The organism is Corynebacterium sp. ACRPQ (assembly GCF_022347225.1).
Taxonomy (GTDB): domain Bacteria; phylum Actinomycetota; class Actinomycetes; order Mycobacteriales; family Mycobacteriaceae; genus Corynebacterium; species Corynebacterium tuberculostearicum_D.
This window is the reverse complement of the sequence record NZ_JAKRNF010000011.1, coordinates 39374-52918: the sequence shown is the minus strand read 5'-3', so window position 1 is coordinate 52918 and position 13545 is coordinate 39374. Positions and strand designations below refer to the sequence as shown.

The following is a 13545-nucleotide window of genomic DNA, read 5'->3' as shown; positions in this document are numbered from 1 at the left end:
TACGGTGACATTCAGTGCTGCAGGTGGCTTTTTGGGAAACCGGGCTATCTATTTAGTACACTGACCAAGTTGCTTCGTAGGCACGATGAGCGTTTTCGAAGAACACCATGGAGACGTGGCAGAGCGGCCGAATGCACCGGTCTTGAAAACCGGCGAGGTAATACCTCCGCGGGTTCAAATCCCGCCGTCTCCGCAGCTGCCTAAGCTTCCTTTCTAAATTAAAGGAGCATAGAAGCTTATAGCTTCTGAGTGAGAGAGTGCAGTATTAAGGCACCCTACCGATCCGGTAGGGTGCCTACTCACGTTTTGGGACGGATGCGCCGAGAGGCAGTGAAAATTAAGTCCACGGCCAGTCAGCGTTTACATTGAGCTCCTACCTTGAGGTACGGACTTTCAAACACCGTTAACGTCGAGGCGACTATGACAAGTTGCATTTCCTACTTGGCAGAGGACCAGATACCGGCATCGTATGACTGGCTATGGAGCGGGCTAGGAGCCGTCATCGTTATTGGGCTGTTGGTCTTTTGGTTGGCCTCTCTCATTTCCATCATCCGTTCGGGATATAGCGTTGGCGTCAAGGTATTGCTGGTGATGGCGGCATTTGCCTACCCATTCCTCGGGCCACTTGTATGGTTCCTTTTTGCGCGAAATAAGGAGCATAAGACCAAAATCGACCGTTAGGCTGCGGTCTTGCCAAGGGGCATTCGGTTACTGCTGCTCGAGCCAGGAATTGATGCCGCCGCGCAAGGAGACGACGTGGGGGAAGCCGCGTTTGCGGAGGACATCGACGGCTTGGGCGGAGCGGATGCCGCTGGCGCAGTAGATAACGGCCGCAGCATCTGGTTCGATGTCGGGATCTTCGCCGGCGAGGATGCGGTCGAGCTCAAAGTGAGTGGAATTGGGGATGGCGGATTGGGCACGCTCGGGGGAGGTGCGGACGTCGATAAGCGGGGCGTGCGGGGGAACCTCGCGGACCTCGGGGGCGTCGGCAGGCTGGGTTGGTTGTGCGCCGGTGGGCTGGAGGGGAATGTATTCCCAGGTACCCGATAGGGCGTCGAAGTAGCCGAGCGTGCCGATGAGTGGGGTGCCCACGCCGGTGATGAGTTTGAGGGCTTCGAGCGCCATGGCTGAGCCGACAACGCCGACCACTGGTCCTAGGACTCCGGCCTGTGAGCAGGAAGGAACCTCGCCGGGTGCGGGAGCTGTAGGAAAGACATCCTCGTAGACGGGGCCGTGGCCGGACCAGAAAACGCTGAGCTGAGCATCGAAGCCGAGGATGGAGGCCCATACGTGGGGGATGCCGAGCTCGTGGGCGGCCCAGGAGCTGAGGTAGCGGGCGTCGAAGTTATCGGTGCCATCGAGGATGAGATCGCAGCCGCGCAATTGTTTCAGCGCCGTCGCTGATTCGAGGCGGCCGTGGTAGGTGATGTCCACCTCTGGATTGAGTGCGCGGACGGCGGCCGCCGCGGAATCTGTCTTCGGTGTGCCGATGGCGGCGGTGGTGTGGATGACTTGGCGGTGCAGGTTGGAGGGGGAGACCACGTCGTCGTCGAAAAGCGAAATGCGGCCCACACCCGCGCCGGCGAGGTAAAGCAGGGCCGGGGAGCCCAGGCCGCCGGCGCCAATGACCGCTACGTGGGCATCGCTGAGCTTGCGCTGGCCCTCCTCGCCCCAGAGCGCTTCCTGGCGGGCATAGCGGATACTCATTCCAGGCCCACCCAATTGGTGGAGCCATCGCCGTGGCTTTGCTCCTTCCAGATGGGGACCTCTGCCTTGACGCGATCGGCGCATTCCTCGGCGGCACGGAATGCATCGCCGCGGTGCGCGGCGGCAGCTACTACGGCAAAGGCGAGGTCGCCGACCTTGAGATCCCCCGTGCGGTGGGCGGCCCACAGGCGCACAGGGTGGTTGGCTGCGACGGAATCGGTGACGTCTTGCAGCTTCTCTGGCGCGGATGGGTGGGCGCTATAGGAAAGCAGGGTGACATTCGGCCGGCCGCCATCGTGATCGCGCACAACCCCTTCAAACGTGACTACAGCACCCATGGCGGCCGTGGCGGCCTCTTCCTTGGCAGCGGCAAGGAGGGATTCAAGGGGTTGATCACTCAGCAGCGTGCCAATGGTGCGGCCGGTTTGCTCGGCCACATAGGAGGGATCAGTGCTCATGTTTTCCTTCTAACATATCGACGATCGGAACGATCAATTCTTCCAAAACCGCGCAGCCGTCTTTTACCCCGCCGGTAGAACCGGGAAGAGTCATGGCAAAGGTGGAGTCATTGACGCCGGCGATGGCGCGGGAGGCCACCGCGGTGGGCACGCTTTCCAATCCCTTCTGCCAGAAGGCGACCGCGATGCCAGGAAGCTCGCGGGTGATGTGTGGTGCTACGGCCTCTACCGTCTGGTCATCGTGTGTCAGCCCAGTGCCGCCAGAAGTCAAGATGACCGCGGGCTTTTCCGCAAAGGCGGCGGCAACGGCGGCGGCAATATCGGCATCGGGGACGATGCGCGCGTCGGGGCAGTCAAAGCCCTTGCGACGCAAGAAGTCCACCGCGATGGGGCCGGAGCGGTCGTCGTAGATGCCCGCGGCGGCGCGGGTAGAGGCGACGATGACGATGGCGGTGCGCTGTGGACTCATAGTGGGTAAACCTCAACTTCTTGGCCTTCTTCCAAGCGTTGACCGGCAGGAATGCGGATGAGATGGGTGGCGTCTGCCGCTTGGGCGAGCAGGTGGGAGCTGGCACCACCGAGGATATGGGCGCGGGAATCGACGCGCCCGCGGCGAAATTGGTCCTTGTGCGGGAGGCCCTCGACGCCCGCGGCAAGGGGGACGAGGAAAGGCCGCGGAGCCCAACCGAGCGCAGGGGCGACGAAGAGGCGGAAACTTACCAAGGTGGAAATGGGGTTTCCGGGCAGGCTGATTACCGGCGTGCCGTCGAATGCGGCGATGCCCTGCGGGCCACCGGGTTGCTGGTCCACATGGCCGAACCAGCCATCGAGTACCTGGCGGACTACTTCAAATTTCCCGGCGGAGATTCCGCCTGAGGTAATGATGGCATCCGGGTGGTGTTGCGCGATGGCCTCCGTGAAAGCGCGCTCTAGGGCCTGTGGGTCATCGTCGGTAGTGATATAGCCGGCGACGTCGATGCCGGCGCGTTGGGCCATTGCCGTCAAGAGTGGCGCATTGGCATCCGGAATGGCGGCGCTGCCGTGGCCGATTTCCGCGCCGCCGGTGCAGATGAGGATGCGGGCGGGGCGGTAGACCTCTACCTCGGCGATTCCTTGGGAAGCGAGGGCGGCCAAGCGCACCGGCGTGAGCTTATCGCCGCGGGCGGCGAGGAGGGCGCCTTCTTCCAAGTCGGAGCCGGTGCGGCGGATGAATTGGCCTGGCGAGGTCTCTGGCACGGTAATGCGGCCGCCCGGAGCGAGGAATTCTTGTGGTTCGCAGCGCTCGATGGGCACGATGGCTGCAGTTCCTTCCGGTACCTTGGCGCCGGTCATGATGGGGCAGGCGCTGGAAAGCGGACTGTCGAGTACCTGGGCGGGCTCAGTGCCGGCCGCGATGGTGGGGCCCACCGGGTAGGTCCCAGCCGCACACTGCGGGAGGGCGTAGCCATCCATCTGGGAGTTATCAAAGCGAGGGGAGGGGAAGCCGGCGTGGATATCCGCAGCCAGAACCATATCCTGCGCCTGGGTGAGGGGCACGGTGGTCGCCTGGCGTGCGGGCAGGGCCGCGGCGACCTCGCGCGCGTGAGTCTCGGGTGTGCGCATGGCGGCTAGTTTACCCGCGGTCTCGACATGGCATGGGCGTGCGGGGCATAGTAGAGGGCATGTTGACCGTTCACTATTTCGCCGCCGCCCGCGCCGCTGCGGGCGTGGCTTCTGAGCAGGTAGAAGCCCCCGCCACCTTGGGTGATCTGGTGGCACAGCTGGGCAGGGAACATACCGGCACCACCGAGGCCGGCATGAGCCTGAAAGAGGTCTTGGGGCGCTGTAGCTTTCTTATCGACGGCGCCGGGAACACCGCCATGGATTCCCCACTGGCTGGCGTCACCCGGGTGGACGTCCTGCCGCCGTTTGCGGGCGGCTAATCGCGCTGCCGCAGCGGGCTAGTAAAGAAGTTGATGACGCTGCTGACGATGGACAGCACGATGGCGCCGATGATCGCGGCGCCCCAGGAGTCGATGACGAGGTGGCCGATTCCCAGGTCCAGGGAATTGAGCGCCCACTCCACGATGATGAGCGCGGCGCCGTTGATGACGAGGGAGAAAAGTCCGAGCGTCAGGCAGGTCAGCGGCGTGCCGAGGACGCGCAGCACCGGCATGACCACGGCATTAATAATGATGAAGACGATGGCGATGGCGATGAAATTACCGGTCTCTGCTGGGGTAATGGTGATGCCGGGGATTACGGCGACCACCGCCCACAGCGCCACCGCGATGGCAAAGACGTTCAGGGCAAAGTTAATGAGTGAGCGCATTTAGCCTCCTACGGTTGCGTTCCACGCCTTAAGCAGGGTGTCGGTTTCTTTTTCGGTGGTCACGGTAATGCGTAGGCCTTCGCTAAACGCGCGCACGAGCACGCCACGTTCGGCCAGGCGAGCGGCCACCTCCTGCGGGGTACCAAGGCGGGCCAGATTCGCGGCCGGCAACCAGACGTGGTTTGCCTCGGAATGCGGCACTCCCCAGTCCTGCAAGGCTTCTTCTAGGCGCTCGCGCTGGGCGACGGCCTCATCGGTGCGCTCCCGCAGCGAATCCTGCGCCGCCAGTGCCGCGCGGGCACCAACCTGTGCCACGGTGCTGGCGGAGAAGGGGATGGCCACTTTATTGAGGGCCTCAATAATATTTTCCGGGCCAAAGGCATAACCGATGCGCACCCCGGCCAGGCCATAAGCCTTTGAGAAGGTGCGCAGGCACACCAGGTTGGGATAGGTGCCCACCAGCTCCGTACCCAGCGGAATATTGGTGGCGCGGTTGTATTCGATATAGGCCTCGTCAAGGGCAACGAGGACGTCGGCAGGCACGGCATCCATGAAGGCGGCGAACTCCTCCTTGGTCACCGTGGTGCCGGACGGGTTATTGGGATTGCACACGAAGATGAGCCGGGTCTTGTCTGTAATCTTGTGCGCCATTGCCGGCAGATCCACGCGCTGGTCTGCACCTAGCGGAACCGGGATGGGGTGGGCGCCGACTACCTGGGCGAAGATGGGGTAGGCCTCGAAGGAGCGCCAGGGGAAGAGGACCTCTTCACCAGGGGTAGCGGCAATTTCCACCAGCTGTTGGCACAGCGCGGACGATCCGGTGCCCACCGCAACCTGTCCATACTCCACACCCAGGTGCGCGGCGAGGTCCTCGCGCAGCGCGGTGGCCGCAATATCCGGGTAACGGTTGGCCTTCGTCACGGCCTCCGCCATGGCCGCGGCCGCCTCCGGCAGCGGCGGGTGCGCCGCCTCATTAGAGGAGAGCTTGAGCGCGTCATCGTTGCGCGCACCGGCGACGTAGGCGGGGATGGCTTTCAGGTCTGGGCGAATCATGCCTCCCACTTTAGGGCCTGCATCTTTGCTGCGGGCGCGAAAGCAGGGGGCTAGTTTGGCAGCGGCGGGGCAGGCAGGTATTCTCAAACGAGGTTCCTTGCGAACCGTGGAGATGTGCCAGAGCGGCCGAATGGGGCTCCCTGCTAAGGAGTTGACCCTTCTGGGGTCCGGAGGTTCGAATCCTCTCATCTCCGCCATCTAATCCCGAGCGTGCGAGCTCGGGATTTTCTCATTTCAGGTGGCGGCGCAAAGCTCTGGTTAAGGGTTAAGAATTCTGCTATTAGCGCTGGTACGCGGCGCAGCGGCGGAAGAGCACGAGCATGCCGGTGCCGAAGATAAAGCTTCCGGTAAATGCCGCAGCACGCAAAGAAGTGACCTCGTGGAAGAGGGCGGGCACCAAGAGAATGGCGATAACAGAGCTAATAACTCCGAGGACGAGGATACAAATCGTTGTGATAGGCCCAGGTGTGGATGGTTGCGGCATGGCGGGGTGTCCTTTCATCAATAAGTCCTGATGAAAATAACTTTAAGTTAACCTCCTAGGAGGTGCAATAGGAAGCGAGAAAGCGCCTTAGAGCCGGTCGGGGGTTAGGGACGCAAGGCGGGAAAGACCTCGTCGCGCAAGAGGTGGGCGAGCTCGCGGTCCGGGTTGGTGGGGTCGACCCACGCGATTTCGGCAATTTCTGCGGCAGCGCGGGCAAGGACGGGGCGCGGATAAGTAAAGATGCGTCCGCGCACGGTCTCGCCGGGTTCGTTGGCGGCCGGGGCATCGAAGGTCCCGAGTGGGGATAGCTCAGGGAGGCGGACATCAACGCCGATTTCCTCTGCGACCTCGCGGGCCGCGGCCTGTACTGGGGTTTCGCCGACCTCTAGCTTGCCGCCGGGCAGCTGGAACTTGGTGGAAGACTCCTTGCGCACGGTGAGGACATGGCCAAAGGAATTACGGAAAACTACGGCGGCAACTTCAATCATGTGCCCGACTATAACTCGCGGCAGCGGATTAATTCAGAAAGCCTGGTACCCACTCGCGCCCACACACAGACCGTCGGGCTTATCACGACGCGGATGGCAAATGAATATAAAGTGGTACCCATGAGTGACTCGAGGTTTCCCCGCTCGGTGTTCGCGGTTGGCACCGACCCTGATCCGCGTTTCACGCTTGCTAATGAACGCACGTTCTTGGCATGGATCCGCACCTCCCTGGCTTTGATTGCTGGTGGCGTGGCGCTGGAGGCCTTTGACGTTCCCCTGCCGGCTGAATTGCGCTCTGCAGTGTCGGTATTTATGCTGGTCGTCGCCATTATTCTGCCGCTCGTGGCATGGGTGCATTGGAAGCAGTCCGAACGCGCGATGCGCGAGGAACGCCCGTTGCCCTTTAGCTTTGCCATCCCGGTGCTCGTCGTGGCGATCATGGTGGTAGCGGGCGCGCTTGTAGTGGGCGAGTTCCTTGGCTAGCCCACTTTTTGATCCCGGCCTGCAGCCCGAACGCACCCGCCTATCGTGGCAGCGCACCCTTCTGGCGTTGTCCTTGGTGGTGCTGGGGGTAATGCGGGCGGTAAGCGTGCACGTCTTCTTGCCACTGGTCTTCCTGGCCGCCGGCGTTGTGGCGTTGGCCTTGGCTGTGTGGCAGCGTGCCGCGCTTGTCGACGCCGCCTTGTCCACCCACCGTTCCCTCTCGCACGCGGTCATCCTTGCGAGCACCGCGGGACTCGTGTCCCTGCTGGCCTCTTTCGCACTGTGGGGGCTCTTCTTCTAGGTTTTCACCCGGCTCGGGGAGCCGCAGCGCTGTATATTATGCCTATGTCTAAATCCCTATCTCTCCCTCTTGCCGTCCTCGCGGTGACCGCCGTCGCCGCCTTGAGCGGCTGTTCCAATTCCACTGACTCCACCGAGTCCGCGGATAAGCCGAATTTCACCGGCACTGCCCCGAGCTCCTCTGCGGCGGCCGCATCCGATACAGAGGCCGAGTCTCAGTCCTCGGCCACGGACTCCCCGGCAGAAGAAACCACCACCGAAGCCGCAGCGGATAAAGATGAAAACGATGCAGACAAGGACGCCGAGGGCGGCGGGGAAAATAAAATCATCCCGGTAGAGGCCCTCGATTCCCTATGGGTGCCGGCGTTGTGCGATAACCAAGCGGGCAACTTGGAAGGCGGCCAGCTACCACAGCATCTTAAGACCGGGATGCTCTATGACGTCGCCGCGGCGGGCCTGAAGTTGAATCAGGACGATACGCCAAAGGGCGCGTACGCGGATATTAACGGCGATGGTAAAGACGAGGCCGTTATTACTTATGTCTGCAATAAAGGCGGCGTGGGCTGGCCGGATAATTTGCTCATCTATGACAACGACCTGAATTACATCACCAAGGTGGATGATTGGGAACGCGAGGGAATGCCACCCGCGCGCGGGCATATCCAGCAGCTGCAGTGGACCAAAGACACGGTCACCGTTACCTGGCGTGCCTATGCTGACGGTGACCCGGCCTGCTGCGCTACCCAAGAGTTCACCGGAAACCTCACGTTGGACGGGGATACGCCGCACCTTGCGGTAACCGGTCACCGGCAGGTTGCCGGCTAGCGCCATTCCCTGCAGCATGGCGTAGTCTAAATGGGCTGTAAATAATACTCAGGGAGCTAAATCCCAGAGGCAAGAAAGGCAGGGTAGGGCGATGGCGGAGACCACCAATCAGGCTAGCGATATCGTCGAAGCGTGGCTGAAACAAGAAGACGCCATCGATCCACAAAAGGCCCCGCGCCTGCAAGAACTTTTGGATAGGGTGCCGCTGCAGGATCTCATCGCCGTCGTCGAGCGGCAAAATGCCATCCGTGCGGCGCTGGCCCTGCGCCTGCTGCCGCGCCAAAAATCGATCGCCGTCTTTGATGCCCTCGATGCCAAGCACCAGGCGGATATCATCGATGAGCTGGGCAATTCCGATGTCTATGAGTTCTTTGATGAGCTCGACCCAGAAGACCGCGTGGCCTTGTTGGACGAGCTTCCCGCGGAAATCGCGGACCGCCTGCTGCGCTCGCTGACTCAATCCAAGCGCGATGTCACGGGCGTGGTGCTGGGCTATGACAAGGGCTCGGTGGGCCGCCGCATGTCGCCCGAGGTGCCCGTAATCCATCCAGAGATGAGCGTTAAGGACGCGCTATTCAAACTGCGGGAGACGGCGAATGAGCTAGAAACCATCTATACCGTGCCCATCACGCGCGAAGATCGACGCCTAGTGGGCGTGGTGAGCCTGCGTGAAATCTTTACCGCAGATGCCGCTTTGACCATGGCCGATATTATGCACGATCCCATCTTTGCTCGTGCCAGTGCTGATGCCGAGGAAACCGCGCGTTGGTTCCTGCCATTGGATATCCTCGCGTTGCCCATTGTGGATGATTCGCACCGCCTCGTTGGCCTGCTGACGTGGGATGATGCTACCGACATCGTGGAGGAAGAAGATAGTGAGGACTCCGCCCGCGCCGGCGGTACCGAGGCCCTCCAGCAGCCGTACCTGTCCACTCCGCTGCTCAAGCTGGTGCGTTCGCGCATCGTGTGGCTGCTTGTGCTGGCCGTCTCTGCGCTGCTGACGGTGCAGGTACTCGATTCCTTCGAAGACACACTGGCCAAGGCCGTGGTTCTCTCGCTATTTATTCCGCTGCTGACCGGCACCGGCGGTAATACCGGCAACCAGGCGGCTACCACGGTGACGCGTGCCTTGGCGCTGGGCGACGTCCGCACGCGCGACCTTCTCGCCGTCATGTTGCGCGAGCTGCGCGTCGGCATGCTGCTCGGCGCCGTGCTAGGACTAGCCGGCCTGGCGCTGGCCACCCTGGTCTATGGCCTAAGCATCGGCCTCGTCATCGGCTCGACGCTGTTTTTGATCTGTTCCATTTCCGCGACCGTCGGCGGGCTTATGCCCATCGTGGCTAAGACCATCGGCGCCGATCCGGCGGTCTTTTCCAACCCCTTCATTTCTACCTTTTGCGACGCCACGGGCCTGATTATCTACTTCCTGATTGCCAAGACCGTGCTGGGCATCTAGCACACCTCCCTGCGGTTCGGGGGTGGGGAAGTGGTGGGGACATTTCCGGTTTCAGGCAGGTGCGATGTGTGCTCTATGGGGGTGCGGGGGTGCTTGCGTGTGGCGGGATATGGTTTCTGCGTCACATGTTTTGTATGGTCAGTGCATGCTTCGCAGTGAACTGGATAACTTTCGGTCTGCTGCCTCGGCCTAGCTAATAAACTGGGAAATACGGAGCATAACCCACAGCACAATCCCCTCTAAGTGAAGGAGCGCGCGGTATGACCACCCCGCATACTCACGAATCTACCGCCCACACCGAAGGTGACGAGGCCCCCGGAGCGCCGCGCAGCGAGTGGCGCCGCCAGTTCATCGGCCTCTTCATTGGCTTGGGCTTGGCCGTACTGGTCTTCTTTATCTTCCCCTCGAATGCGATCGAGACCGTACAGGGCTCCGCGGGTGCAGATCCGGAAGCCGAGTACACGCTCAGTGCCATCCGCACCGTCGCCGCAGTAACCATCTTGATGGGTGTGTGGTGGATGACGGAGGCCATTCCGCTCGCCGCCACCGCGCTGCTGCCGCTGATCATCTTCCCGCTCGCCGGTGTGGGCACGATTAAGGAAGTAGGCGCCCCATACGCGTCCGCCACCATTTTCTTGTTCATGGGTGGCTTCCTGATTGCGCTTGCCCTGCAGCGCTGGAACCTGCACCGCCGCTTAGCGCTATACGTGGTGAAGATCATCGGCACCTCGCCCAAGCGCCTGATCTTGGGATTCATGCTGGCTACCGGCTTTTTGTCCATGTGGGTATCTAATACCGCCACGGCAGTGGTGATGCTGCCGATCGGTACCTCGGTGCTCGCGCTGACCGCGGAAACCGTAGGTGGTTGGGATAAGCAAAAGAAGTTTGCCACGGCACTGATGCTCGGTATCGCGTATTCCGCCTCCATCGGTTCGCTGGGTACGCTCATCGGCACCCCGCCGAATGCCTTCCTCAATGCATATATGGCCGATACCTGGGGCGTGACCCTCGGCTTCGGCCGGTGGATGGCGGTCGGTGTGCCGCTCGCCGTGATCTTCTTGCTGATTGCCTGGGCCCTGCTTATCACCATTTTCAAGCCGGAGATGAAGGATATTCCAGGCGGGCGCGAGCTCATTAACGACGAAATTAAGGCACTCGGCCCCTGGACCCGCCCTCAGATCATGACCGGCATCATCTTTGTCCTCGCCGCCGCAGCCTGGGTTACCCTGCCTTTGGTCCTCAAGAAATTTGAGAATTATGACGATGCCATCGTGGGTATCGCCGCCGGCACCTTGCTCTTTATCCTGCCCGCGGATAACCAGCGCCGCATCCGTTTGCTGGACTGGAAGACGGCCAATGAAATGCCGTGGGACGTCCTCCTGCTCTTCGGCGGCGGCCTGTCGCTGTCCTCGGTCTTTAATTCCTCCGGCCTGTCCCTGTGGATTGGTGAGATGGCCAAGGGGCTAAGCGTCCTGCCGGTTGTCCTCATCGTCTCTGCCGTGGCTGCGCTGGTGCTCTTCCTGACGGAGATCACCTCCAATACCGCGACGGCGGCTACGTTTATCCCGATTATGGGTGGTGTTGCCGTGGGCGTGGGGCTTACTGCCGATGGCGATATCAACGTCCTTCTCCTCACCATCCCGGTGGCCCTCGCGGCAACCTGCGCATTCATGCTTCCTGTCGCTACCCCGCCGAACGCCATTGCCTATGGTTCTGGCTACGTCAAGATTGGCGAGATGATCAAGGGTGGCCTTGGCCTCAATATCATCGGCATCTTCCTCATCACGCTGACGGTGTACTTGCTGGCAGTGCCAATCTTCGGCCTGTCCATTTAAGATTAGGAGCTTCGTAGCCATTCCCTAATGAAAAACGTTACCATTAGGGAATGGCTACACCCGTTACTGTACTGTCCGGATTTTTGGGCAGCGGAAAAACCACGCTCTTGAACCACCTGCTTGCCAACCGCGAAGGGCGCAAGCTTGCCGTCATCGTCAACGACTTCTCCGAGGTAAATATCGATGCCGCCCTCGTTGCTGGCGAAGGGCACCTCGAGCGCGGCGAGGACCGCTTTGTCGAGCTATCCAATGGCTGTATCTGCTGCACCCTGCGCGAAGATCTCATCGAATCCGTAGGTAAGCTGGCCCGCTCCGGCCGCTTCGATCAGATCGTCATCGAGTCCACTGGTATTTCCGAGCCTATGCCCGTGGCCGCCACCTTTGAATGGGAGTTTGCGGACGGCACCACGCTTGCCGACGTCGCCCCTATTGACACCATGGTCTCTCTCGTGGATGCTTCCACCTTTCTTGATTACCTGCGTCGCGGCAAGAGCCTCGCGTCCGAGAATATTGAGGCCACACCCAGCGATGATCGCACCGTGGCGGACCTACTCGTGGACCAAGTCGAGTTTGCTGACCTCATCCTTGTTACCAAGACCGATCTGGTTGATGCTGCCGAAACCGAACGCGTCATCGCGACCGTTCGCGCTATGAACCCCCGTGCTCGAGTCGTAATGGTCACCGATGGTGCCATTGACCCACGGCTGGTCCTTGATGCCCACCTGTACGACGCCGCCACTGCCGCGACTTACCATGGCTACACCGAGGAGCTGGCTAAGCCGCACACGCCCGAAACCGAGGAATATGGCATTTCCTCCGTCGTTTTCCGCGCCGACCGCCCCTTTAACCGCGACCGTCTGCTCGCCGCCCTTCGTGCCAGTACCGGCCTGGTGCGCTCTAAGGGGTATTGCTGGCTCGATACCGATCTTCAACTCGCCCACGCTTGGCAGCAGGCTGGGCCTAACCTTCAAATCCTGCCCGCTTCGCTCTGGGCTGCAAATGATGTGACGCCCGGTACCGAAATTGTCCTTATCGGTATCGACTTCGATCACCGGTCCACCCTCAGGGCGCTTCAGGGTGCCTTGCTTTCCGACGCCGAAGTTGCCGCCCTCATCGCTTCCTAATTGCCTCCGTTTCCGTCAGGTGAACGGCGGGTGAACAGGCGATTTGTTAGTTTTCCGGACCGTGGGTATAGTAAATTCTCGTTGCACAGCAGAGCACACGCACTGCTTACCAACGGTCTGCGCCCGTAGCTCAACGGATAGAGCATCTGACTACGGATCAGAAGGTTGGGGGTTCGAATCCCTCCGGGCGCACAATGTCATGAGTCGCGACATGTTTGACAGATGAGTCGCGACATCGTTAACAAACCGGCATTCCAGTTGCTTTTTGTTCTGGGGTGCCGGTTTCTTCGAACAGGCGAGCAGTGCCAGGGCGCATCGTTCCAAGCAGCAGTACCAAGACGCCGTAAGAACACCTACGTCTGACGGGCGGAGCCCTTTCCCTCTTGGGCTCTAGAAGGTGCCTTAGGCCCTGAATGGCCGCACTCTATTTCGACGCCACCGGATTGGCGTACAGCTTTGACGATGGCCATATTGCGGTTAGGACTGTTCATAGTGTCAAACATGTCCCGACTCACCAGTCAAGCATCACCCGACACGGTAAGGTAGCCCTAAGCGTCAAATATGTCGCGGCTCACCTGTCAAGCATCACGACGATTCCCTCAGGCACAGACTGTCAAATATGTCATGAACTCAGACACCTCCGGGCGCACAAAATCAGCCGCCTTCGGGCGGCTTTTCTTGTATCTAGTTCGCCCCACCCAAGGCTCGATCTATGAAGTCTTCCGTCCTTGTTCCCGGCCTCATTGCCGGCGCCATCCTTGGCCTCCTGCTGTGGCTAGGGTCTGGCGTTTTCTGGCTCTTTTTGGCAGGCTTAGCCGTCGGCATCGCCGCAGCCCCGCTTCTAAAGCTGGCCACCGATCCTTCCCGTTCGCGCAAGCGCCGCGATAGTTCCTTCCGTGACTAGTCCCGCACCGCTGTACACCGTGCTCCACACAAGTCTCACTCAATCCACTTATAAAATGCAGGACACGTATAAAATATTTGCAGCAACCTTCCAGACAGACTTAGTAGAAAAAGAAAG

17 protein-coding genes and 3 tRNA genes are annotated in these 13545 nt (G+C 60.9%); 12 read left to right on the top strand and 8 right to left on the bottom strand.

Going from position 1 to position 13545, the window contains the following annotated elements; all coding sequences use genetic code 11:
• The first annotated feature begins 109 nt into the window (after positions 1 to 109).
• Positions 110 to 193: transfer RNA gene (locus MHY24_RS07840), tRNA-Ser, on the top strand.
• A gap of 227 nt (positions 194 to 420) precedes the next feature.
• On the top strand, positions 421 to 681 hold the full coding sequence (locus MHY24_RS07835; RefSeq protein WP_204610507.1) for a hypothetical protein: 261 nt from the start codon (positions 421 to 423) through the stop codon (positions 679 to 681).
• 27 nt (positions 682 to 708) lie between these two features.
• On the opposite strand, the gene MHY24_RS07830 is transcribed toward MHY24_RS07835, so the two are convergent.
• The 4 genes from MHY24_RS07830 to MHY24_RS07815 are packed head-to-tail and all read right to left on the bottom strand — an operon-like array spanning position 709 to position 3767.
• Complete coding sequence (locus MHY24_RS07830; RefSeq protein ID WP_239229339.1) at positions 709 to 1707, bottom strand: ThiF family adenylyltransferase; 999 nt, start codon at positions 1705 to 1707, stop codon at positions 709 to 711.
• Positions 1704 to 2165, bottom strand: a complete 462-nt coding sequence (locus MHY24_RS07825; RefSeq protein ID WP_239193999.1) for a molybdenum cofactor biosynthesis protein MoaE — start codon at positions 2163 to 2165, stop codon at positions 1704 to 1706. The genes MHY24_RS07830 and MHY24_RS07825 overlap by 4 nt, the downstream gene beginning before the upstream one ends.
• Entirely contained in the window at positions 2155 to 2634 is a 480-nt protein-coding gene (locus MHY24_RS07820) for a MogA/MoaB family molybdenum cofactor biosynthesis protein (protein WP_204610502.1), read from the bottom strand. Before MHY24_RS07820 ends, MHY24_RS07825 begins: the two co-directional genes overlap by 11 nt.
• Positions 2631 to 3767: a molybdopterin molybdotransferase MoeA gene (locus MHY24_RS07815; protein WP_239194001.1), complete on the bottom strand. Its 1137-nt coding sequence runs from the start codon at positions 3765 to 3767 to the stop codon at positions 2631 to 2633. The genes MHY24_RS07820 and MHY24_RS07815 overlap by 4 nt, the downstream gene beginning before the upstream one ends.
• A 59-nt stretch (positions 3768 to 3826) precedes the next feature.
• Here MHY24_RS07815 and MHY24_RS07810 point away from each other — a divergent pair, with 59 nt between their 5' ends.
• Positions 3827 to 4087 (top strand): MoaD/ThiS family protein, encoded by a 261-nt coding sequence (locus MHY24_RS07810; RefSeq protein ID WP_239194003.1) that lies wholly within the window; start codon positions 3827 to 3829, stop codon positions 4085 to 4087.
• Here the strand turns inward: MHY24_RS07810 and MHY24_RS07805 are convergent.
• Both MHY24_RS07805 and hisC read right to left on the bottom strand, forming a co-directional pair.
• Positions 4084 to 4476, bottom strand: a complete 393-nt coding sequence (locus tag MHY24_RS07805; RefSeq protein WP_239194005.1) for a phage holin family protein — start codon at positions 4474 to 4476, stop codon at positions 4084 to 4086. The two genes, MHY24_RS07810 and MHY24_RS07805, sit on opposite strands and share 4 nt — an antisense overlap.
• Positions 4477 to 5529, bottom strand: a complete 1053-nt coding sequence (gene hisC / locus MHY24_RS07800) for a histidinol-phosphate transaminase (protein ID WP_239229336.1) — start codon at positions 5527 to 5529, stop codon at positions 4477 to 4479.
• Between the two features lie 108 nt (positions 5530 to 5637).
• On the opposite strand from hisC, the gene MHY24_RS07795 reads away from it, so the two are divergent.
• Positions 5638 to 5726, top strand: a tRNA-Ser gene (locus MHY24_RS07795).
• An 83-nt stretch (positions 5727 to 5809) separates the two neighbouring features.
• Here MHY24_RS07795 and MHY24_RS07790 read toward each other — a convergent pair.
• Both MHY24_RS07790 and MHY24_RS07785 read right to left on the bottom strand, forming a co-directional pair.
• The gene (locus MHY24_RS07790; protein WP_239194009.1) at positions 5810 to 6013 is read right to left on the bottom strand and encodes a hemolysin III family channel protein; all 204 of its coding nucleotides are present in this window, start codon (positions 6011 to 6013) and stop codon (positions 5810 to 5812) included.
• Between the two features lie 104 nt (positions 6014 to 6117).
• On the bottom strand, positions 6118 to 6501 hold the full coding sequence (locus tag MHY24_RS07785; protein ID WP_204610497.1) for an NUDIX domain-containing protein: 384 nt from the start codon (positions 6499 to 6501) through the stop codon (positions 6118 to 6120).
• 120 nt (positions 6502 to 6621) lie between these two features.
• On the opposite strand from MHY24_RS07785, the gene MHY24_RS07780 reads away from it, so the two are divergent.
• From MHY24_RS07780 to MHY24_RS07745, 8 genes are all read left to right on the top strand, one after another.
• Positions 6622 to 6984 carry a YidH family protein gene (locus tag MHY24_RS07780; RefSeq protein WP_204610495.1) on the top strand — a complete coding sequence of 121 codons (363 nt, stop codon included), beginning with the start codon at positions 6622 to 6624 and terminating at the stop codon, positions 6982 to 6984.
• Positions 6977 to 7285: a DUF202 domain-containing protein gene (locus tag MHY24_RS07775; RefSeq protein WP_239229334.1), complete on the top strand. Its 309-nt coding sequence runs from the start codon at positions 6977 to 6979 to the stop codon at positions 7283 to 7285. Before MHY24_RS07780 ends, MHY24_RS07775 begins: the two co-directional genes overlap by 8 nt.
• Before the next feature lie 44 nt (positions 7286 to 7329).
• The gene (locus tag MHY24_RS07770) at positions 7330 to 8109 is read left to right on the top strand and encodes an LppP/LprE family lipoprotein (RefSeq protein ID WP_239229332.1); all 780 of its coding nucleotides are present in this window, start codon (positions 7330 to 7332) and stop codon (positions 8107 to 8109) included.
• A 91-nt stretch (positions 8110 to 8200) separates the two neighbouring features.
• Positions 8201 to 9565 carry a magnesium transporter gene (mgtE, locus tag MHY24_RS07765; RefSeq protein WP_239229330.1) on the top strand — a complete coding sequence of 455 codons (1365 nt, stop codon included), beginning with the start codon at positions 8201 to 8203 and terminating at the stop codon, positions 9563 to 9565.
• A gap of 260 nt (positions 9566 to 9825) precedes the next feature.
• Entirely contained in the window at positions 9826 to 11400 is a 1575-nt protein-coding gene (locus MHY24_RS07760; RefSeq protein ID WP_239229289.1) for a DASS family sodium-coupled anion symporter, read from the top strand.
• Between the two features lie 50 nt (positions 11401 to 11450).
• Positions 11451 to 12524: a GTP-binding protein gene (locus tag MHY24_RS07755; protein ID WP_239229287.1), complete on the top strand. Its 1074-nt coding sequence runs from the start codon at positions 11451 to 11453 to the stop codon at positions 12522 to 12524.
• Between the two features lie 119 nt (positions 12525 to 12643).
• A tRNA-Arg gene (locus MHY24_RS07750) sits at positions 12644 to 12716 on the top strand.
• 520 nt (positions 12717 to 13236) lie between these two features.
• Positions 13237 to 13428, top strand: a complete 192-nt coding sequence (locus MHY24_RS07745; protein WP_239229284.1) for a hypothetical protein — start codon at positions 13237 to 13239, stop codon at positions 13426 to 13428.
• Positions 13429 to 13545 lie beyond the last annotated feature (117 nt).